21 protein-coding genes are annotated in these 20,441 nt (G+C 61.4%); 14 read left to right on the top strand and 7 right to left on the bottom strand.

Annotated features, from left to right (window positions below; all coding sequences use genetic code 11):
- Position 1: 1 nt before the first annotated feature.
- From NL154_RS31590 to NL154_RS31570, 5 genes are read left to right on the top strand one after another with little or no spacing between them, the layout of a single operon-like run.
- Complete coding sequence (locus NL154_RS31590) at positions 2-844, top strand: carbohydrate ABC transporter permease (RefSeq protein ID WP_210633613.1); 843 nt, start codon at positions 2-4, stop codon at positions 842-844.
- Positions 844-1,899: an ABC transporter ATP-binding protein gene (locus NL154_RS31585; RefSeq protein WP_221147524.1), complete on the top strand. Its 1,056-nt coding sequence runs from the start codon at positions 844-846 to the stop codon at positions 1,897-1,899. Before NL154_RS31590 ends, NL154_RS31585 begins: the two co-directional genes overlap by 1 nt.
- The gene (locus NL154_RS31580) at positions 1,899-2,669 is read left to right on the top strand and encodes a glycerophosphodiester phosphodiesterase (protein ID WP_210633609.1); all 771 of its coding nucleotides are present in this window, start codon (positions 1,899-1,901) and stop codon (positions 2,667-2,669) included. The genes NL154_RS31585 and NL154_RS31580 overlap by 1 nt, the downstream gene beginning before the upstream one ends.
- A complete protein-coding gene (locus NL154_RS31575; RefSeq protein WP_221147523.1) occupies positions 2,662-3,666 on the top strand; it encodes a LacI family DNA-binding transcriptional regulator in 1,005 nt (334 codons plus the stop codon). The genes NL154_RS31580 and NL154_RS31575 overlap by 8 nt, the downstream gene beginning before the upstream one ends.
- Entirely contained in the window at positions 3,666-4,490 is an 825-nt protein-coding gene (locus NL154_RS31570; protein WP_221156003.1) for an inositol monophosphatase family protein, read from the top strand. Before NL154_RS31575 ends, NL154_RS31570 begins: the two co-directional genes overlap by 1 nt.
- Here the strand turns inward: NL154_RS31570 and NL154_RS31565 are convergent.
- Positions 4,480-5,349: a glycerophosphodiester phosphodiesterase gene (locus NL154_RS31565; protein ID WP_221164665.1), complete on the bottom strand. Its 870-nt coding sequence runs from the start codon at positions 5,347-5,349 to the stop codon at positions 4,480-4,482. The genes NL154_RS31570 and NL154_RS31565 overlap by 11 nt on opposite strands.
- Positions 5,350-5,483: 134 nt before the next feature.
- Complete coding sequence (locus NL154_RS31560) at positions 5,484-6,527, bottom strand: substrate-binding domain-containing protein (protein ID WP_221156001.1); 1,044 nt, start codon at positions 6,525-6,527, stop codon at positions 5,484-5,486.
- Positions 6,528-6,663: 136 nt separating this feature from the next.
- Here NL154_RS31560 and NL154_RS31555 point away from each other — a divergent pair, with 136 nt between their 5' ends.
- The 7 genes from NL154_RS31555 to NL154_RS31525 all read left to right on the top strand — a co-directional run bounded on the left by NL154_RS31555 (position 6,664) and on the right by NL154_RS31525 (position 13,920).
- A complete protein-coding gene (locus tag NL154_RS31555; protein WP_434734659.1) occupies positions 6,664-7,707 on the top strand; it encodes a Gfo/Idh/MocA family protein in 1,044 nt (347 codons plus the stop codon).
- Position 7,708: 1 nt separating this feature from the next.
- Positions 7,709-8,608: a sugar phosphate isomerase/epimerase family protein gene (locus NL154_RS31550; RefSeq protein ID WP_210633598.1), complete on the top strand. Its 900-nt coding sequence runs from the start codon at positions 7,709-7,711 to the stop codon at positions 8,606-8,608.
- 105 nt (positions 8,609-8,713) lie between these two features.
- Positions 8,714-9,976 carry an ABC transporter substrate-binding protein gene (locus tag NL154_RS31545; RefSeq protein WP_221164668.1) on the top strand — a complete coding sequence of 421 codons (1,263 nt, stop codon included), beginning with the start codon at positions 8,714-8,716 and terminating at the stop codon, positions 9,974-9,976.
- 66 nt (positions 9,977-10,042) lie between these two features.
- A complete protein-coding gene (locus NL154_RS31540) occupies positions 10,043-10,951 on the top strand; it encodes a carbohydrate ABC transporter permease (protein ID WP_434734658.1) in 909 nt (302 codons plus the stop codon).
- Positions 10,952-10,954: 3 nt separating this feature from the next.
- Positions 10,955-11,842, top strand: coding sequence for a carbohydrate ABC transporter permease (locus tag NL154_RS31535; protein WP_210633594.1), 888 nt, complete (start codon positions 10,955-10,957; stop codon positions 11,840-11,842).
- Between the two features lie 61 nt (positions 11,843-11,903).
- Positions 11,904-12,980: an ABC transporter ATP-binding protein gene (locus tag NL154_RS31530; protein WP_221147519.1), complete on the top strand. Its 1,077-nt coding sequence runs from the start codon at positions 11,904-11,906 to the stop codon at positions 12,978-12,980.
- Between the two features lie 106 nt (positions 12,981-13,086).
- Positions 13,087-13,920, top strand: coding sequence for an inositol monophosphatase family protein (locus NL154_RS31525; protein WP_434734657.1), 834 nt, complete (start codon positions 13,087-13,089; stop codon positions 13,918-13,920).
- 5 nt (positions 13,921-13,925) lie between these two features.
- Here the strand turns inward: NL154_RS31525 and NL154_RS31520 are convergent, their stop codons facing one another.
- Genes NL154_RS31520 through NL154_RS31505 form a run of 4 tightly spaced genes read right to left on the bottom strand, consistent with a single transcriptional unit; the run spans position 13,926 to position 17,899 of the window.
- Positions 13,926-15,005: an ABC transporter ATP-binding protein gene (locus tag NL154_RS31520; protein WP_434734707.1), complete on the bottom strand. Its 1,080-nt coding sequence runs from the start codon at positions 15,003-15,005 to the stop codon at positions 13,926-13,928.
- 34 nt (positions 15,006-15,039) lie between these two features.
- Positions 15,040-15,867, bottom strand: coding sequence for an ABC transporter permease (locus tag NL154_RS31515; RefSeq protein WP_434734656.1), 828 nt, complete (start codon positions 15,865-15,867; stop codon positions 15,040-15,042).
- On the bottom strand, positions 15,864-16,754 hold the full coding sequence (locus NL154_RS31510) for an ABC transporter permease (protein WP_434734655.1): 891 nt from the start codon (positions 16,752-16,754) through the stop codon (positions 15,864-15,866). The genes NL154_RS31515 and NL154_RS31510 overlap by 4 nt, the downstream gene beginning before the upstream one ends.
- Positions 16,754-17,899, bottom strand: coding sequence for an extracellular solute-binding protein (locus NL154_RS31505; protein WP_434734654.1), 1,146 nt, complete (start codon positions 17,897-17,899; stop codon positions 16,754-16,756). Before NL154_RS31505 ends, NL154_RS31510 begins: the two co-directional genes overlap by 1 nt.
- A 187-nt stretch (positions 17,900-18,086) precedes the next feature.
- Between NL154_RS31505 and msrA the strand changes: the two genes are divergently transcribed.
- On the top strand, positions 18,087-18,596 hold the full coding sequence (msrA, locus tag NL154_RS31500; protein WP_210633589.1) for a peptide-methionine (S)-S-oxide reductase MsrA: 510 nt from the start codon (positions 18,087-18,089) through the stop codon (positions 18,594-18,596).
- A gap of 65 nt (positions 18,597-18,661) precedes the next feature.
- Here the strand turns inward: msrA and NL154_RS31495 are convergent, their stop codons facing one another.
- A complete protein-coding gene (locus NL154_RS31495) occupies positions 18,662-19,417 on the bottom strand; it encodes an alpha/beta fold hydrolase (RefSeq protein WP_434734706.1) in 756 nt (251 codons plus the stop codon).
- 241 nt (positions 19,418-19,658) lie between these two features.
- On the opposite strand from NL154_RS31495, the gene NL154_RS31490 reads away from it, so the two are divergent.
- Positions 19,659-20,438, top strand: coding sequence for a class I SAM-dependent methyltransferase (locus tag NL154_RS31490; RefSeq protein ID WP_210633586.1), 780 nt, complete (start codon positions 19,659-19,661; stop codon positions 20,436-20,438).
- Positions 20,439-20,441: the final 3 nt, after the last annotated feature.

Here is a 20,441-nt window from a genome sequence, read left to right as displayed (position 1 = left end):
CATGGCCGAACGCTCGCAGCCCTCAGCAAATTATCGCGGCTGGCCTGTCCTGACGGCGCTGACCATCGTCAGCCTGCCGCTGCTCTTGATGTATGTCTATCTCTTCCTCGACACCGTCACGGTGAAGCCGCCGGACGCCTTGTTGCCCTCCGGCTTGACGCTCAACCATTGGCGTTTCCTGTGGCAGACAACGGCGGGCAAGGCGAACATCTGGCACGTGACCCTGAATACGCTGCTGTTTTCGGCCTGCACCACCAGTCTGGTGCTGCTCGTCTCCTCGATGGCCGGTTATGTGCTGTCTCGGCTGAACGTGCCGGCACGCGGCTTCTTCCTTGCCGGCGTCATGGTGCTGCACGCCTTCCCGTCGGTAACGCTGATCATCGCCATCTTCATCGTGCTGCAGATGATCGGCCTCTATAACTCGCTGATCGGCGTCATCCTGGTGAAGGCGGCGATCGACCTGCCGCTCGGCATCTGGCTGATGAAGGGCTTCTACGATACCGTGCCCTGGGAAATCGAAATGGCCGGCGTCGTTGATGGCGCTTCGCGTTTCAGGGTCTGGCGCAGCCTGGTGCTGCCGCAGGTCAAGCCCGGCATCATGGCCCTCGGCCTGTTCTCCTTCCTCTCCGGCTGGGGCGAGTTCATCCTGCCGCAGGTGTTGGCGCCGGGCAATCAGGTGCAGGTGCTGTCGGTCTATCTCGCTGGCTTCCTCGCCGACGATAACAATTATGACTTCAACATGTTCAAGGCGGTCGGCCTCTTCTACCTGATTCCGGTGTTGATCGTTTACGCGCTCTTCAACAAATACCTCATGAACATCTACGGCGGCGGGAGCAAAGGTTGATGCGCATCCTCCTCGACAATTTCTCGAAGAGCTTCGGCTCCACCAAGGTCATCGAGAACATGCGGCTCGAAGTCGCCGGCGGCGAGATGCTGGCCTTGCTCGGACCGTCCGGCTGCGGCAAGTCAACGACGCTTTTTGCGGTCTGCGGCATTCACAGGCCGACCGGCGGGCGCATCCTCTTCGGCGAGCGGGATGTCACGGATCTCCCGAGCCAGGCCCGCAATGTCGGTGTCGTCTTCCAGTCCTATGCGCTCTACCCGCACATGACGGTTGCCGAAAACATCGGATTCCCCCTGAAGGTCAAGGGCATGCCTGCCGCCGAGATCCGCAAAGAGGTCGATCGCATCGCGACCCTCGTGCAGATCGGCAAGCTGATGGACCGGCGGCCGGCCGAGCTTTCCGGCGGCCAGCAGCAGCGCGTGGCGCTGGCCCGCGCGCTGATCCGCAAACCCGACGTGCTGCTGCTCGACGAGCCGCTCGCCAATCTCGACGCCAAGCTGCGCCTCGAAATGCGCTCGGAGATCCGCCGCCTGCAGCGAGAGACCGGCATCACCGCCATCCTCGTCACCCATGACCAGGTGGAGGCGATGAGCATGTGCGACCGCATCGCCATCATGAAGGAGGGCGAGATCGTCCAGATCGCCACACCGGCCGAGATGTACAACGATCCAAAGACCGCTTTCGTTGCTGGCTTCCTCGGTAATCCGCCGATCACCTTCCTGCGCGGCGTCATGGACAAGGGCGCCTTCGCAATCCCGGAAAGTGAGATCCGGGTCCCGTTGCCGAGAGCCATCGGCGCCGCCGAAGGCGCCAAGCTGATGCTCGGCGTCCGGCCGGAGCATTTTACGCCTGCGGGCGACGTCACCGTGTCCGGCAAGATCACCTTCGCCGAAACACAAGGCCGAGAAAACCTTTACGACGTGCGTGTTGCCGGCGGGCCGCTGCTGCGCTCGATCCAGCCGGCGCGCAACGATGTTCACGTCGGCGACGATGTCGCCTGGGGCATCGACAGCCGCGGCGTGTTCGTCTTCGACGAGAACGGAACGAGGCTCTGATGACCCGCGATTTTTCAGCCTTCTTCCAACGTTACGGCTGGCCGACGGCCAAGGGCCGGCTTCCCTTCTGCATCGGCCATCGCGGCGCCAGCGGCCACGAACGCGAAAACACCCTCGCCGCTTTCCGCCGCGCGGCCGAACTCGGCGCGGAGATGTGGGAGCTCGACACGCAGCTGACCGTTGACGGCGTGGTGGTCGTCTCGCATGACGACCATCTGCAGCGGGTCTATGGCATCGACAGACGTATATCGGAAATGACGGCGGCTGAGCTCGCCGGCCTTGACGGCGTCGACGTGCCGACCTTTTCGGAGGTCGCCGCTCTCGCCCGAGAGACCGGGACTGGCCTCTATGTCGAACTCAAGGCGCCGGGGACGGGCATCCGATGCTGGCGGCACCTTGTCGAAATGAACCAGCGCTTTGCCTGCCTTGGTTCCTTCGATACCGCGCAGGTGCGCGAACTCAGGGACGCGGCCTGCGATTTTCCGCTCTCGGTGCTGATCCGTGTCGGCCACGATCCGCATGCTCTCGGTGAGGAGGCCCGCGCGGATATTCTGCATCTCTGCTGGGAGAGGGCAGGGGAGCGCCCGCAGGATCTGGTGACCGAGGCGCTGATGGCCCGCGCCTTCGAGGCTGGCCGCGAGATCGTGCTCTGGCACGAGGAGCGGCGGACCATTCTCGATGACCTCATGAAACTGCCGGTTCTCGGCATCTGCACCGATCTGCCCGATCTGATGCGGCCGCCTCCGATTAAGGAGAAAGCACTTGGCTGACAAGGACAAGGGGCCGCGCAAGGCAACCTCCTTCGACGTGGCGCGGGCGGCCGGCGTCTCGCGCGCTGCCGTGTCGCGCGCCTTCACGCCGGATGCCAGCGTCTCGCCGAAAACGCGCGAGAAGGTCTATCAGGCCGCCAAGCAACTCGGCTATCGAGTGAACTATCTTGCCCGAAGCCTCACCAACAAGCGCTCCGATCTCGTCGGTCTCGTTGCCGCCGGTTTCGACAACCCGTTCCGCACGCTGCAGATCGAGCATCTGTCTCGGGCGCTGCTCGCCCGTAACTTCCGCCCGATCCTGTTGCCGACCTCACAGGAGGCGGATACCTCGACGGTCATCGGCCAATTGCTGCATTACGCCGTGTCAGGCGTCATTGTCACATCCGACGCACCGCCGACCGAAATCTGCGAACAATGTGCGGCCGAAGGCGTGCCAATCGTACTGATCAACAAGGGCGACGACATTCCCTTGGTCGACCGTATCATTTCTGACGACCGCATGGCCGGGCATCTGGCAGCCAGCCACCTGATCGACAGCGGCGTGCGAAAGCCCGCCGTGATGGCTGCCCCGGCCAAATCCTATACCGCGCGACGTCGCAGCGAGACCTTCATCGCCGACTGCAAGCAGCTTGGCGTCGAGGCGCAGTTCCTGCAGGTCAGAATCAATGACTACCGGAGCGGTTATGATGCGGCGCCCGACCTGGCCGCATCCGGCATCGATGGGCTGTTCTGCGCCAATGACTACATGGCCTGCGGCGTGATCGATCGCATCATGCAAGGCAGGGGCCGCGACGAGGCGCCGCCGATCCCCATTATCGGCCATGACGACATTCCCCAGGCCGCTTGGGCCGCCTACGACCTGACGACCATCCGCCAACCCTGTGACCTCCAGGCAGAACAGACCGTCGACCTGTTGATAAGCCGGATGGCCGAACCGGAGCTGACGGCGCGTGTCGAATTCACACCGGTGACATTGATAAAACGAAGGACTGCCTGATGAACGCCGCATTCGACGCCGCTGCCATCCGCGCACGGGCGGAGGCCGCGATTACCGTTGCGCTCGAGGTCGGACGGGAGACGGCCGGGTTTCGGCGCGAGTCGGATCCCGGCACTCTTGCCGTCCAAAGCAAGGGATTGCAGGACTTCGTCACCATCGCCGACAGGAGGGCCGAGCAGGCGATCCGCCACGGGCTCATCTCGCGCTTTCCCGACGATACCTTCATGGGAGAGGAGAGCGGCGGGCAATCGGAAGGGGCCGGCACCTGGGTCGTCGATCCGATCGACGGCACGACCAACTATATCAGGGGCTTCCGCCACTGGGGCGTTTCGATCGCCTTTGTCGTCGGCGACAAGGTCGAGATCGGCGTCGTCTACGACGCTGCCGAGGACAAAGTATTTCACGCGGTACGCGGCGGCGGCGCCTTCAAGGATGGACTGGCGATCCATGCGGCGACGACTGCCGATCCGGCCAATGCGCTCGTCATTCTCGGTCATTCGCGCAAGACGAGCTTCGATGAGTATCTCGCGCTGTCCAAGCGACTTCATGAGCGCGGAATGGACTATCGCCGCATGGGCGCTGCCGCCCTCGACCTCCTTCGCGTCGCCGAAGGCGCGGCAGACCTCTATTACGAACGCCACCTCAACGCCTGGGACATGCTCGCAGGGGCGCTGATCGCCGAAGAGGCCGGCGCGATCGTGGCCATGCCGTCGGTCGATAAATCGCTTGCGCAAGGCGGACCGGTCATCGCCTATTCGCCGGGGCTTGCCGACGAATTCGCCTTCATCCTCGACATCGAAGGACTGGCACCCGTTACCCGTTAATGCGGCGGCGCCAGGCGCGCTCGGTCGCCGGCGCTTCGTCGGTGGTGATCTGATCCGGCTTGAGTGCCATCAGTGCCAAAAAATTCAGCCACTCCTCTTCGCTGAAGCCAGCCTCCGGCTGCTTCAGCGTGAAGGTCCAGGCATCGACGCGCTTGCCGTGGTCCTGGCAGAGCGCGATCATATCCAGCCCCTCTTTAGCGGCGTTGAGGATCAGCGGCCAGTGGAGATAGACCGTGTCCGGCTCGGTCGGGCCGTTTAGATCGGCGCGCAATTCTGTTTCGACAGCTTTCCAGCCGCCGGCCTTCCTGATGTCGTAGAGCTTGTCGGTCGGATCGATGCCGCGCAGCAGATGCGGTAGCTTTTCCTTGACTGCCACGATGAGGTCGAGACTGCCGCCGCTGACAATCACCGAGGCGGCGATATTGCGGAAATGCCTGGCAAGATGCTCGATGCCGCGGGTGCCGACAGCTTCGTAATTGTCCTTCATATCGAATTGCAGCAATGCGGCCGGATGCGTTGCCCGCATCATATCGGCGAGATCCTCGCTGAGGATCAGCGGCCGGGTGCCGTCCTTCATCCTGGTATCGCGGAGGTCGGCAGCGTTCTTTGCAGCGATTGGTCCACGGCCCGTCGTCTCACCTTCAAGCTCCCTGTCGTGCAGCACGACGAAGCCGCCGTCGGCGCGCACGCGCAGATCGAGTTCCATCGAGGCGCCTGCCGCAAAACCCTCCGCCATCACCTCGGCGGAGAACAGGGGATCGGCAAACCGCTTGCGCAGCCGGTGCCATTTCAGACGGGTGCGATGCCCCTCATGCGAAATCTCCAGGCCTTTCGAATCCGCCAATCTCGTCATCTGCATCTAATCTCCGTGATGTCACTCTCCTGCCTTGCCAGGCCGCGATTATCAAGGGCCGAATATGACCTTCGCGACGAGATGCCGGCATGCCCCTTCCCTACGGTTCGATCACGTGAGGGGAACGGCCGCCGCAGCGCTCAGGCCTGGTTCTCGACCTCAAAGGCATCGCTTTGCCCCGGTACCAGTTCCAGCGGCCAAATGATGTTGCCGCCGCCATCCGGATAGAATTCGCGATAGGCCGGCATGTTGGCGAGCAGCATCTGGCCGAGCGCAATACCGAGATCGTAGAGCGACATGCGGAAGCAACTGAGCGAGGGTTGCAGGAAGCGGGCACGGGGGGCGTCGCGGAAGCCGATCACCGCGAGATCGCGGCCAGGCAAGACGCCCGATTCCCCCAGGCGTCGGTAAAGGCCGATCGCCATCAGCTCATAAATCAGGATGACTGCGGTCGACCGATCTTCAAGTTGCAGCAGTTCGTGCGCTGCCTGATACCCGCCTTGTTCGCTCGACTGGACGCGAATGACGAGCGACGGGTCAAAGGGAATGCCGTGCCGTTCGAGCGTGCGGCGATAGCTCTCGACAAAGACGTAGCCGAGGTTGACTTCGCTTGAGGGCGCCGTGATCGCGATCCGGCGATGGCCGCGCGCGACCAGCCTTTCGACAGCACCTTCGGCAACGCCTTCGAAATCGAGGTCGATCCAGGGAAAATTGCCGGCCGAAAGGCTGCGGCCGACGGCGGCGAAGGGAATCTTTGCTCGCGACAGAAGATTGATGCGCTGATCGATGCGCTGCGTGTTGGAGATGATCATCGCATCGACGACGCGCCGCGCCACCATGCGCTTCAGATATTCGCACGGATCCTCGTCGGCAGGGCAGGGGAGCATCAGGAGGTCGAGCTTGTGCCGGGCAAAAACATGCTGCAGGCCGCTTGTGACGCCGAGGAAGAAGTTATCGGCATTTTCCACTGCTTCCCGGCTCGCTTCGATCATCAGGCCGATGACCTTTGTCTCTCCTTGCCGGAGGCTTCGCCCCGACTGATTGGCGACATAGCCGAGCTCCTCGGCCGCCGCCAGCACGCGCCGGCGGGTTTCCTCGTTGACGTCAGGCTTGCCGTTCAGCGCACGGGAGACCGTGCCGATCGAGATATCCAGGTGCTCGGCAAGCTGGCGAATCCCTTTCATGGCTGACGCTTTTCCTCCGGTCCGCATTTTCGCATTTTGCCTCTATTGACAGCGTAAAATGTTTTCGCCTACAGTCGTAAACGTTTACGGGATGCGTGTCACGAGGAGAGTTGGCGCCATTCCCTCGGAGGAAATCGTGAAATTCAGTGCCATTCTGTGCGGGTGCGGAGCTATGTCCAAAGGTTGGTTGCGCGCCATCGCGTCCTACCCTCAACTCGCCGACTCCATCGCCATCGTCGGCCTCGTCGACCTGAACCGGGAGACGGCGGAAAAGCTCGCCACCGAGTTCGGTCTGGAAGACGCCGTCATCGGCTCTGACCTGTCGGAGATGATTGCCGCCACGAAAGCCGATCTCGTCTTCGACATCGTCATTCCGCCCGCCCGGTATGATGTCGTTTCGACCGCGCTCAAGGCCGGCTGCCATGTGCTCAGCGAAAAGCCGATGGCGGCCTCGCTGGCCGAAGGCGCGGCGCTGATCGATCTCGCTGCAGAGACCGGCCGCATCCACGCCGTCATCCAGAACCGTCGCTTCATTTCGGGGGTCAGGCGCCTGCGCCGTTTCGTCGACAGTGGTGCGATCGGCGAACTCACCGCCATTCACTGCGATTTCTTCCTCGCGCCGCATTTCGGCGGCTTTCGCGAGGAGATGGACAATGTGCTGCTTCTCGATATGGCGATCCACACCTTCGATGCTGCCCGCTACGTCGCGGACAGGAAGCCGCTCGCCGTCTATTGCGTCGAGCGCAACCCGAAGGGTTCCTGGTACCGGCACGGCGCGTCGGCAAACGCAATCTTCGAATTTTCCGACGACATCGTCTTCACCTATCGCGGCTCCTGGTGCGCCGAAGGCGAGCGCACCAGCTGGGAAAGCCAGTGGCGTCTCGTCGGTTCGAAGGGAATGCTGACCTGGGACGGTGAGGAGAGCTTCAAGGCCGCCGTCGCCGGTGAAGAGCCCGGTCTTCTGCACGGCTTTGCTTCCGTAAACGTTCCCGGTCCGGAACACCACGAGGAAACCCACGGCCACGCCAGCGTCATCGCCGATTTCATCGCGGCGATCCGCACCGGCAAGCAGCCCGAGACCGTCAATTCCGACAACATCAGGAGCCTTGCCATGGTCTTCGGCGCGATCGAAAGCGCCAGGACCGGCCGGCGCATCGAAATTCAGCACAGGATGACGTGACGTGAGCAACCCTGCAAAATCCATTCGCATCGGCACCATGGTCAGCGGCAACAAGGGCGATGCCGCCCAGCGCATCGGTCAGATTGCCGACCTCGGCTTCGAAAGCTTCGAACCTTTCTTCTGGCAGACGACCAAGGGGCAGAACCTCGCCGAGCTCGGCAAGCGCTGCCTTGATGCGATCGGCGACCGCGACATCACCATCTCGACGCTCGGCATGTTCGGCAATCCGCTGGAAGAGAGCGCAATCGATCTCGAGACGCTGCAGGGCTGGAGGGATTGCATCGACAATGCCCATCATTTCGGCGCCACCTGCGTTGCCGGCTTCACCGGCCGCGTCCGCGGCAAGCCACTGACCGACAGCCTGCCGCGCTATAGACAAATCTGGAGCGAGCTGGCCAAACGGGCGGCCGACAAGGGCGTCAAGATCGCTTTCGAGAATTGCGCCATGGACGGCAACTGGGCGAGCGGCGACTGGAATATCGCCCACAATCCGGATGCCTGGGAGCTGATCTTCAACGAAACGCCGGATGATCATATCGGGCTGGAATGGGAACCCTGCCATCAGATGGTCTATCTGATCGACCCCATGCCGCAGATCCGCAAATGGGCGCACAAGTTTTTCCACGTCCACGGCAAGGACGCGACCATCCGCTGGGAGGTCATCAAGGAACACGGCATCTTCGGCAAGGAGAAATTCGTCTTCATGCGCACGCCGGGCTTCGGCGACAGCAACTGGACCGACATCATCTCCGAGTTGCGCCTCGCCGGCTGGTCCGGCTCGATCGACATCGAAGGCTGGCACGACCCGGTCTATCGCGACGAGCTCGAAATGACTGGCCAGGTTCACGGGCTCAACTATCTGAAGAAGTGCCGGGGCGGAGATTTCATTGTTGATCCCTGATCAACCGACTAAAATGGAGCGCCGCCGGGCTGGGAGGCCGGGGCGGGGCGCCATGACTGACTAACTCGTCTTTTCGCGGCGCAGCCGCTTTTTTGGGAGGAAGGCATGAAAAGAATTGCGACACTTGCGCTAGCGCTCGGCACGGCGATGCTGATGACATCGATCGGCCATGCCGAACAGAAGACCTTCAAGATCTGGTGGTTCGAGGAGCCGACCACGGCTCAGGGCATTGTCTGGAAGAAGGCGCTCGAGGAGTTCAAGGCGAAACATCCGGACATCAACGTCAGCTTTGAGCAAAAGACATTTCAGCAGTTGCAGGCCTCGGGCGGCATGATCCTCAATTCCGATCAGGCCCCCGACGTGCTTGAGTACAATAAGGGCAATGCGACCGCTGGCCTGGTTGCAAGCCAGGGATTGCTGACCAATCTGGATGCCTACGTGAAGAAGGAGGGCTGGGACAAGATCCTTAACGAAGGCGATTTTGTCCTCAGCCGTTATGACGAAAAGGGAATCTATGGCTCTGGCCCTGTTTGGGGCGTTTCTGTCTTCGGCGAATATGTTTCGTGCTTCTACAATATTGACATGTTCGAAAAGGCAGGCCTCAATCCGCCGACCACGCTTGAAGAGTGGGTCGCTGACTTGGAAGCCTTCAAGCAGAAAGGTCTCACGCCCCTCGCGCTCGGCGCCATCGACACCAGTGGCCAGCACTTGCTTGCCTCTCTCGCCTACACCAAGGCCGATGACGCCTGGATCCAGAATTATCAGGGTTTGAAGGCGCCTCTCGACGGCGCGCCCTACCTCTATGCGGCCCAGACCTTGGTCGACTGGGTCAGCAAGGGCTACATCAGCAAGGACTCCACGGGCATGAAGGACCCGGATGCAGCTCTGCTCTTTACCTCGGGCAAAGCACCGATGTACGTCTCGGGCACGTGGAATCTCGGCACCTTTGCCTCGACCATCAAGGACTTCAAGTGGGGTCAGTTCGTCATTCCGACACCGAAATATTCGGTCGGCTCGACAGGCAATCTCTGGGTCGTTCCCAAAAGTAGCAAGAATCCCGATCTCGCCGCCGAGTGGATCAGCCTGACCTTGTCGCCGAAGTACCAAGCTGAACTCGGCAATGCCGGCGGCGTCCCGATCGCCGCTGATCTTTCCGCCATCACCAATCCCATCGGTAAGAACGCCGCAGCGGTTTTCAAGCAGATCTCTGACAAAAACGGCCTCGGTTTCTATCCTGACTGGCCGGTCCCCGGCTACTACGACGTGCTCAATCAGAAAGACACCGGCCTTTTCCAGGGCAGTCTGACTGCGGAGCAGTTCGTCGAAGAGATCAAGCAGGTCTACGACGACGCGCAGGAGAACCAGTAGCGCGACCTTGAACGCTGGGCTGCGCCTCCGGCGCAGCCCATTGTGGTAGGCTGAAGGAAGAATGATATGGCTATATCCAGCCAGCGATTGAGCGACGGTTCACGAAGCTATAGCCTCTACCTCATCCCGGGGGTGATCGGCTTCATTCTGATCGTGCTCATACCGCAGCTCGCCAATATCGGGCTGAGCTTCACGGCATGGAAGGGCGTTGGCACGCCGCGACCGGTCGGCCTGCAGAACTATCATCGCCTGCTTACGGACGATCAATTCTGGGGATCGATGTATCACACGCTACTGTTCATCGTCTCGATGACCGTGATACCCGTGTGTATCGGCCTGGTGCTCGCCGCTCTGCTGTTCGACTACGTCAGGGACCAATTCGGGGAATGGGTTTCGAGCTTCTTCAGGGCCGGTTTTTACTTACCGCAGATTCTGCCCGTAACGGTCGCGGGCGTGCTCTGGGGCTGGATTCTCAATCCCGTCGGTGTCATCAACATCACGCTGAAGGCCATCGGCCTTGATAACCTCGCCCAGAACTGGATCGGCGATGCGACATACGCGCTTGCTGCCGTCTCGCTCGTCATTGTCTGGATACAGGTCGGCTACTGTCTGGTGGTTTTCATGGCCGGTCTTTCGCGCATCGACCCTTCCCTCTACGAGGCTGCCGAGCTCGATGGCGCAAACTGGTGGAGCCGGCTGGTGACGATCACCATTCCGCTCCTGGCGCCGGAGATTTTCGTCGTTGTGCTGACCACACTGATCGCAGCGCTTAAAGTCTTTGCGCCAATTTTTGTCATCACCGCCGGCGGCCCCGACAATTCCACCCTCGTGCCCTCCTATCTGACTTACTACCACTTCTTCACAACACAACGCGTCGGCTATGCCGCAGCCATCGCGGTCGTGCAGACGACCCTGACGATCGCTTTGGCCGTGATTTTCCTACGTTTCCAGTCCCAGCAGGAGGCGAAGGAGTAGATCATGGCTTACTCAGTTCTCAGCGACGGTACCACCAAGGCAAAAGCGACCGCACCTGCCGATCGCGCCCGACGCGATCCCATGCGGTGGGTGGTGCTGGCCATCCTTATTCTGCTCCTCGCCTTTACGCTCTTTCCCTTTTTCCTTGCTCTGCTCAACGCCGTCAAGGCGAGCGCCGAATACGCGGTCGGCGGACCGCTTTCGATTCCTCGGTCGATCGATCTCACGGCGATCGAGAAATTCTGGACGGTGTCTGATTTCGGCCGCAAGCTGCTCAATAGCGTGGTGATCAGTCTGGCTGTATCGGTGTTGGGGGTACTGATAAGCCTGTTCAACGCCTATGCGATAGGGGTCGGCAAGGTGCCGGGTTCGCGCGTGATTTTGGTGGTCTTTCTTCTCGGCATTATGGTGCCGCAGGAGTCCATCATTTACCCGCTTTACTACATGGCGAAAGCGAGCGGCCTCTATGATACGCAGCTTTCCGTGATCATCATTTTCGCGGTCCTGCAAAGCGCTTTCGGGACTTACCTGCTCTCGACCGTGCTGAGTACCTTTCCCAAGGAAATCCTCGAAGCGGCAGAGATGGATGGCTCGACCCATTGGAAAACGCTGTGGTTTGTCGTCGTCCCGATGCTGAGGCCGACGCTCATGGTCCTGGGAACCTTCTTTTTCATTTGGACTTGGAACGAATTCTTGATCCCGCTCGTCATGTTGGTATCGAATAACAACCAGACGGTCTCGGTCGCCATGGGCCTCACCCGCGGTCAGAACATGTCGGACCCGGTGCTGCAGGCCTCGGCGGCTTTCCTGGGTATAATACCGACCGTGATCTTCTTCTTGATCTTCCAGCGCACGCTGACGCGCGGCATCGCCGCTGGAGCAGTCAAGTGACGACGTTTTTCACCCTTGACCATCTCATCGGTCCCGGTTGGGGACCTGCAAGGTTTTCGGTATGAGCCAGGACATCCAAATCGAACTCTCGGGCGTCGAGAAGCACTACGGCGCCTTTCACGCGCTTAAGAACGTCAACCTATCAATTCCCAAGGGCACATTCGTGGCGCTGGTCGGTCCGTCAGGATGCGGCAAGTCGACGTTGCTCCGTTCGCTTGCCGGGCTGGAAAAAATTACCGGCGGCACGCTGAAGATTGCCGGCAAGGTGATGAACGACGTGCCGCCGCGAGCACGCGATATCGCCATGGTTTTTCAGAGTTACGCCCTCTATCCGCATATGACGGTGGAACAGAACCTGACCTACTCGCTGAAGATGCACCGCGTCCCCAAGGCTGAGGCAAAACAGAAAGCCGAGGAGGTCGCTGCCATCACGGGCCTTTCCAGACTGCTCGACCGTTATCCGCGCCAGCTTTCCGGGGGCCAACGACAGCGCGTCGCCATGGGCCGCGCAATTATCCGCAACCCCCAAGCCTTCCTGTTCGACGAGCCGCTTTCCAACCTTGATGCCGCGTTGCGTGTCTCGATGCGCAAGGAAATCCGGGCGTTGCATGACCGGCTGAACGCCACCTTCGTCTACGTCACGCATGACCAGGTCGAAGCGATGACGATGGCCGACCATGTCGTGGTGATGCGCGACGGCATCATCGAACAGCAGGGCGCGCCGCTTGACCTTTACGACCGGCCGGCGAACCGGTTCGTCGCCGGGTTCATCGGTTCTCCGGCGATGAATTTCATTCCAGCGATCGCCGCCGAAGACGGCAAGAGCCTGGTATTGGATTTCGGCGCGGTAAAACAGAAGCTTGCACTGGCACGCGCAATCGAACCTGGACGCAAGCTCGTCGCCGGCATCCGGCCGGAGCATATCGAGGTTGTCGCGCCCGGGCAGGGCAGCTTCGACGTGCCGATCGCCTTCGTCGAATCCACGGGCTCCTCGACCTTCATCGTCGCGGCGACGCAGCCGGAACTGACGATCGTCGAGACGCGGCGCGACAAGGTCAGACCAGGAGAGATGATCGGACTTTCGGTCGATCCGGCCCAGGTCCATCTTTTTGACGCATCGACCGAGCGCCTGATATAAGACCTGTCGGGCGCGGGCAGCTTCATAAAACCATCATCGGTCTCTGCGAAGGGAGTGGCTCCGCACGATTCACTTCGTTCATATCTACAGCATCCGGATTTTTTTCATGGCATCCTCCCCGACTTCAGCGCGCCTTTCCCCGAACGCGTCGCCCCGCCTCATCGTGCTTGCCGAAACGGTGTTGAAGGCGGGCGAGACGGCCCGGGCTTCCCTGCGGCGGCGGACATCCGGGGAAATACTGGCCAAGGCGCCGCGCGATTATCAGACTGAAATCGATGTCGCCATCGAGCGTATCATCGTCGATGAGATGGCCAAGGCTTTCCCTGAATATGCCATCCAGGGCGAGGAGGCCGTCGGTAACCGCACGGCTGGGCCGGAGACCCCGATTATCTACATCGACCCGATCGACGGCACGACCAATTACGCCTGGGGCGTTCCGCATTTCGGTATGACGATTTCAATTGCCGAAGGCGGCCGACTGGTCGCCGGTGTCGTCTACGATGCCATGCTCGATGAACTGTTCAGCGCCGAGATCGGCGGCGGCGCCTATCTCAATGGCGAGCGCATCCGCTGCGCCGATGTCGCCGACATCGAAAACGTGCTGATCGGCGCCGGGCTGCCCATTCCCGGCCAGGTGAAGGCGGTTGCGGAGGAGACCTATTTCGATGCCATCAAACGCCTGATGGCCAACACGGCGGGCGTGCGCCGCCTGGGCTCGGCGGCGCTGTCGATCGCCTATGTCGCTTGCGGCCGGCTGGACGGCTTTTTCGAGGATGGGCTCTCGATCCATGATTTCGGCGCTTCGGCGCTGATGGTCGAAGAGGCCGGCGGCATCGTCACGCGGTTTTCCGGCGCTGAAGTCGACGGGCGCGGCGATATCCTCGCGGCCAGCAAGGCGCTGCATCCCTGGCTCAAGGAAGGCTTCTCAAATCAGGGGTGACGGCGTCAGACCGGCAGCAGTCGCCCGGCCTCGACATCGCTCTTTGACGGCATCGACTGATGCACGAGGGCGTTGTCGCGGAAGGCGTAAAAGCTTGCGAAACTCGGCTCGACCTTCATTCCGGCCTGAAGCCGGTCGTCCGGCGCCATCATCGCCTTCAGCCTGACGCCGTCGGCAAGATCCACGTCGACCATCTTGTGAGTGCCGAAATCGACGATGCGATGAACTGTCGCGGCATCCGCCCGGTCCGAAGGACGGATCGTCAGCGCTTCGGGACGGGTGGCGAGCGTCACCGGCCCGTCTCCGACGGGAACGACGAGCGGGAAGAGCGGATGTTGGCAAACGCCGTTTCTGATGCGGCTCTCGACGAAATTCATCGAGCCGATGAAGCCGGCGACGAAGGCCGTTTGCGGCTGCCGGTAGATGGTGCTCGGCGGCGCGATCTGCTCGGTGCGGCCGTCACGCATAACGACGATGCGGTCGGCAAGCGCCAAGGCCTCGTCCTGGCCGTGCGTGACGAAGAGCGTGGTGATACCGAGACGCTGCTGGATATCGCGCACCTCCTCCCGCAATTTTTCGCGTAAGTGCTGGTCGAGGCTGGCAAAGGGCTCATCGAGCAACAGGATCTTCGGTTCGAGCACCAGCGAGCGGGCAAGTGCGACGCGCTGCTGCTGCCCGCCCGATAGCTGCGTCGTCATCCGCCGTCCGTAGTCAGCAAGGCCGACCAGCGCCAAAGCGTTTTCGACCCGCTCACGGATTTCGGATTTCGGCAGCCGGCGCAGCTTCAGGCCGAAGGCGATGTTGTTGAAGACATCCATATGCGTCCAGAGCGCATGGCTCTGGAACACCATGCCGGTCGGACGCCGCTCGGGCGGAAGGTTCGTCACGTCCTTGGCATCGATGCGGATCGTTCCGCCGCTTGGTCGCTCGAAGCCGCCGATCATCCGCAACAGTGTCGATTTGCCGGAACCGGATGGGCCGAGCAGACAGACGAGCTCCCCGTCGCCCACTTCAAGCGAAAAATCGCGAACGGCAAAGGTGGCCCCGAACAGCTTCGAAACGCCCTCGATCGCCACATGTGCCATACTCAAACCTTTCCCTGAATTGGTGCGTGACGCTTTACGCGCCAAAACCTCTCGCAAAGGCGCCGGTGCCGACAACGCGCCGCGCAAACATCAGCGCGATGAAGGACGGCACCCACAGCATGACGGAGAGCACGGCGCCGTACTGCACGACGATCTGATTGTTGATGAAGCTGATCATCAGCACGGGCATTGTGCGGATTTCGGGCGCGCCGATCAGCCAGGCCCCTTCGGTCTCGTAGAAGGTGCCGACGAAGGTCAGAAGCAGCGCAGCGGATATGGTCGGCGCGGCCTGCGGCAGCGTGATCGACCAGAAGACGCGCAGCGGCGTAGCACCGGCATCGCGCGCCGCTTCCTCCATGCGCCGATCGACATTCTGGAAAGCGGCGACCGGAATCCAGATCATCAGCATCAGCGTGCCGACGAGCTGAATCAACACGACGCCCCAGAAAGTGCTGATCAGGCCGAGCTGCAGGAAGATGCCGGCAATGGCGACGAGCAGGCCGAATTTCGGAAAGGCATGTGAGGCGAGGAACGAGAGGAAGAGGATGTTCCGGCCGGGAAACCGCATGCGCGCAAAGGCATAAGCCGCGGGAAGGCAGATGACGGCGGACAGAACGGTGACCGTCGTCGTCAATCGAAGGCTGAGCAGAAGGGCTTCCCAGACATCGGAACGCGCCAGCGTCTGGCCCCAGAAGCGTAGGCCGAATTGCTGCGGGATCACCGAAGGGTAGCGCCATACTTCGGTGAAGGCCCATGTTCCCACAACGAGAAGCGGCAGCGCGATGAACAGCGTCAGCAGAGCTGCGAAAAGCAGGCCAATCCAGTCGACGCGAAGGTTGATGCCCGATCTGCCTGCGCTCATCGGCTGGTCTCGCGGGTGCGGGCGATCGAGCGGACATAGAAGATGCCGAAGACCAGGCAGAAGCCGAAGGTGATGACGGCCTGCGTCATGGCGTTCAACGGATCGTTCATATCGGCGAAGGTGCGCTGCATGAACGGCCCCATCATCTCCGGCGATGCCGGGCCGAGCACGTAGGGAAGGGTGAAGGCGGAAAAGATGCCGAGCACGGCGAAGGAAGCAGTCACCAGCAGCGAATTGCCCATGCGCGGCAGGATGATCGAGATGAAGACCCGAAGCGGCCTCGCGCCGACATCGCGGGCGGCCTCGATGGCGCTGCTCGAAACCGAGGAGAGCCCCGCCGTCAGCATCAGCACCGTCAGCGGAAGATTGTCCCAGACGAGGCCGATGACCGGTCCCCATGGTGTCAGATAGGGGGTGCGCAGCTTCGGCAGACCGACGGAATTCAGCAGCAGGTCGATGGTGCCGTTCGGCCCGATGGTCCTGATCAGCGCGTAGGCCAGGATGATCGACGGCACGAACATCGGGAAGATTGCCAGGCCCTGCACGAAGGCTGCAAGGCGCCCCTGCGAGAAGCGAAGGTAAAGCGCGATCGGCAGGCCGATCGCCAGCAGCAGGATACCGCACACAGCGGTGGTCCAGAGAGTCAGCCAGAGATTGCCGAGGCTGTAGCCGTCGGTGAAGAAGAAGCGGTAGGAGGCGAGGGAGAGCTCGGTCGCGCCGTCAGGCTCCCTGATGAAAACAGTGCCGACGACCGCTGAAAAGATCGGAAAGATGATCAACCATGCGAGCAGAATGACCGGCAGGGCAACGAGGAGGAGCCCGATCGCGCTCCCCCTGTTGATAGTCTGGTGACGACCCGAAGCCGCCGGCGCAGTATCGGCGGACATCAAGTGCGGCTGATGTTCGGAGCGACGTTGCGGTACCAGCCGTCGTTGATCGCCGTTTCCCAATCGCCGCTCGGAAATGTCGGAATGGTGGACGGGATGACGTCGGCATATTTCTTGCGCAGATCGTCCGAGATATGATCCCAGGAGATTCCGGGGAAACCACCGATCTCAGTAATAATTGCCTCCTGCATTTCCTTGGTCAACATGAAGGCGGCAAGCTTTAACGCCGCATCCTTGTTGGCGCCGTTCGAAAACACAGTAATCCTCGAGAACCCGCCGCAAAGGGCGAGATCGCCAAGCTGCACCAAACCGGTCGTATCCGGCAGCACGCCCTGGGCGATCGCCTGCAGCACCTGATCCGACCAGACCGGCACCATAGTGACAACGCCCTGTGCAAGCAGCTGGATCGACTGCGTATTGCCCGATGTATAGGCCCCCTTGTCGTAGAGCGAGGGGGCGAGATCGCTGAGTATCTTCCAGGCCGGTGTCAGGGCCTGGTTGGCAAGGTCGGTGGTGAAATTGTCGACCTTGAACTTGTTCGGATCGCGGCCGTTGGCTTCATGGATCGCGCGGCGGACGAAGTTGCCGCCCGAACCGCCCTTGTCCGGGCGGTTGTAAATGAACTGGCCCGGATTGGCCTTGATCCAGGTGGTGAGCTGCTCCCAGCTCTTCGGCGCATTCTTTGGATCAAGCTTGGTCGTGTCGTAGGCGAGCAGCACCTGCGAACCGCGATAGGGAAGCGAGTAGGGGGTGTCGAAGGCGAGCGGGTTGATCCGGTCATAGCCTTCGATGTTCTCGGCCGAGAGTTTGACCCAGAGGCCGGCATCGATGCCGCCGGACGGCAGACGCGGATCGAACTGCTCGAAGAGATCGGCCTGCGGATCGGTCTTCGTCTTCAGCGCTGCGAGTGCACGGTCGGCGATGGCGCGCAGGCCGTTATTGTCGCCAGCGTCGGTCACCTTCAGGGCGACGCCGGGATGGGCCTTTTCGAAGGCGGGGCGGATGATGTTGTTCCAGAGATCGACGATGTTGGCATCCGAACCGCTGTAAAGGTCGATCGTGCCGGCCGCTGCCGATGCGAAACGCGGAAGAGCCAGAAGACCGGCCGCAGCCGACGATGCGATCAGAAATTCACGCCTGTTCATAACCCATCTCCATCAGGTGTCGCGGCTCTGTCTCCGCAGATTGTCCTAGGTCTTGCTAGCGCCGGCGCGTAACATCGACATGACAGGAGGGAGCTATCCGGAGGGAAATTGCACAGCTGTGCTGATTTCCACCTTATGGAAATCGGCGGCGGGAGACACTATCTGTCGGGAAACAAGGAGACACCCAATGACCGAAGAACGTGCAGTGCTCGCCGGCGGCTGCTTCTGGGGCATGCAGGACCTCATCCGCCGCTATAATGGCGTTATTTCGACCCGCGTCGGCTATACCGGCGGCGATGTGCCGAATGCCACCTACCGCAACCACGGCACCCATGCCGAGGCGATCGAGATCATCTTCGACCCCGCCCGGATCAGCTATCGCGAAATCCTCGAATTCTTCTTCCAGATCCATGATCCGAGCACGCGCAACCGCCAGGGCAACGACGTCGGCACGAGCTATCGCTCGGCGATCTTCTACACCAGCCCGGAGCAGGAGCGTGTCGCCCGCGATACGATCGCCGATGTCGACGCGTCCGGCTTGTGGCCCGGCAAGGTCGTCACTGAGGTCGTGCCGGTGAGCGATTTCTGGGAGGCCGAGCCAGAGCATCAGGATTATCTGGAACGGATTCCGAACGGCTACACCTGCCACTTCATCCGGCCCGGCTGGAAGCTGCCGGCCCGCCAGAAGATTGCCTGACGCAATTGGCGCATGCATGCCGGAAACAATGCCGGCATGCATGGCGCGTCCAGCCGCTCGGCGGGTCAGAACCCGGTGCGATCGGCAATGATACGCACCATTTCGTCGATGTCCCGATCGTGAATTTCGTGCCCGCCACCAACAAGCCGGTGCAGCTCAGCGCTCGGCGCGACACGGGTGAAGGCCTCTCCGTGTTCGATCGGGAAGAGCGGATCCGACGTCCCGTGAATTACGAGAACCGGCACATCGATACCGGACGCATGCAACGTGGCGGCGCCATCCTCGCTCAACAGCATGAAATGGTTGATCGCGCTGACAAAGGACGCGGCGCGGCTCATGTCGCGTGCGATGAGGGCGGTTGCCGCCTCGGCATCGTGCGGATGCCTGGTGCCGGCCAGCATGACCGAATCGCGGCGCAGGAAATCGGCGATGGTCCCAAGATCCGACCAGTCGAGACTTTCGGCAGCGGCGGAATGTTCCTTGTAAGCTTTGGTCGAAGAAGGCAGGCCGTCGACTCCGACCGGCGACGAGCTGATCACGGTAAGTGTCCGCACGCGCCGGCGGTGGCGCAATGCGGCCTCTTGCGCCACGAAACCGCCCATCGACATGCCCACCAGATGCGCGGCCTCAATTCCATAACCGTCGAGAACGGCGATGGCGTCGTCGGCCAGATCGCTAAACGAATAGTCCGGCTCGCCCGGCGGATAACACGTGGAAAGGCCGGTGTCGCGCTGGTCGTAGCGGATCACGTAGCGCCCTTGTGCGGCGAGTTCCTCGCAGAACCTTTCCGGCCACCACAGCATCGAAGACATCACCCCCATGATCAACAATACGGGCGGGTGGGCCGGATCGCCCAAGGCCTGGGTGTGCAGTTGCACATTTTCGAATGCGACGATCTTTTCGGCGACGAGAGTTGACCCGGTCATTTCCATACCCATCTTTCCGATTGCAATTCGCAACCAGTCTTCATCTTGCATAACTGATCCTCATATGCAATCTGTTTTGGCACGCGAAACCCCATCAGACTGAAGATTGATCCCCGAACAAAGCAAAGTGAGTGTTATGGCGTTGGATCGTGCCGACTTTTACGACGCGGAATTGGCGAGACACAATCGGCACCTGCGTATTGCTGCCGGCGTTGCCCCCGGTGACCTGGTGCTCGATATCGGCTGCGGCGCGGGACAGACGACGCGCGAGGCCGCCCGCGCCGCGCCGCAAGGAAAAGCGGTCGGAGTGGATACATCAGCCGAGATGCTCGAAGTCGCAAGGCGACGGAGTGCTGCGGAAGGTTTGCGAAATGTGGTATTCGAGCAGGCAGACGCGCAATTCCATGCCTTTCCGGCTGCCGGCTTCGACCTCTGCATCAGCCGGTTCGGCGTGATGTTTTTTGCCGATCCGGCGGCGGCATTTGCCAATATCGGCAGGGCGATGCGTCCGGGCGCCCGCCTTGTGTGGATGGTGTGGCAAAGCCGGGAGCATAACGAGTGGTCTGGCGCCATCCGGCAGGCCCTGGCGCCCGCAACTACGGTTTCGGCAGGTGGTCCCAATCCGTTTTCGCTTGGCAATCCTCCCATTGCGAAGGACCTTTTGAGTACCGCAGGTTTTACGTCGATCGATTTTGCCGACGTGCGAGAGCCGGTCTTCTATGGACCGGACGTCGATGCGGCGTCCGAGGCGCTCGCCGGCCTTTATCTTGTGAAGGACGCGCTCGCACGCACCGATGAGCCGCCCGGCAAACCGCTGCAGCGTCTGCGCGATTTGCTGGCGGCGCATATGGCGCCGGAGGGTGTGTTTTTCGACTCCCGCGCCTGGATCATCACAGCCCGCCGCGCGACGAGATAGCGC

The sequence above is a fragment of the Rhizobium sp. YTUHZ044 genome, assembly GCF_051123975.1.
Taxonomy (GTDB): domain Bacteria; phylum Pseudomonadota; class Alphaproteobacteria; order Rhizobiales; family Rhizobiaceae; genus Rhizobium.
Note: the sequence above shows the minus strand (reverse complement) of the source record. Positions and strands in the feature narration are given on the sequence as shown.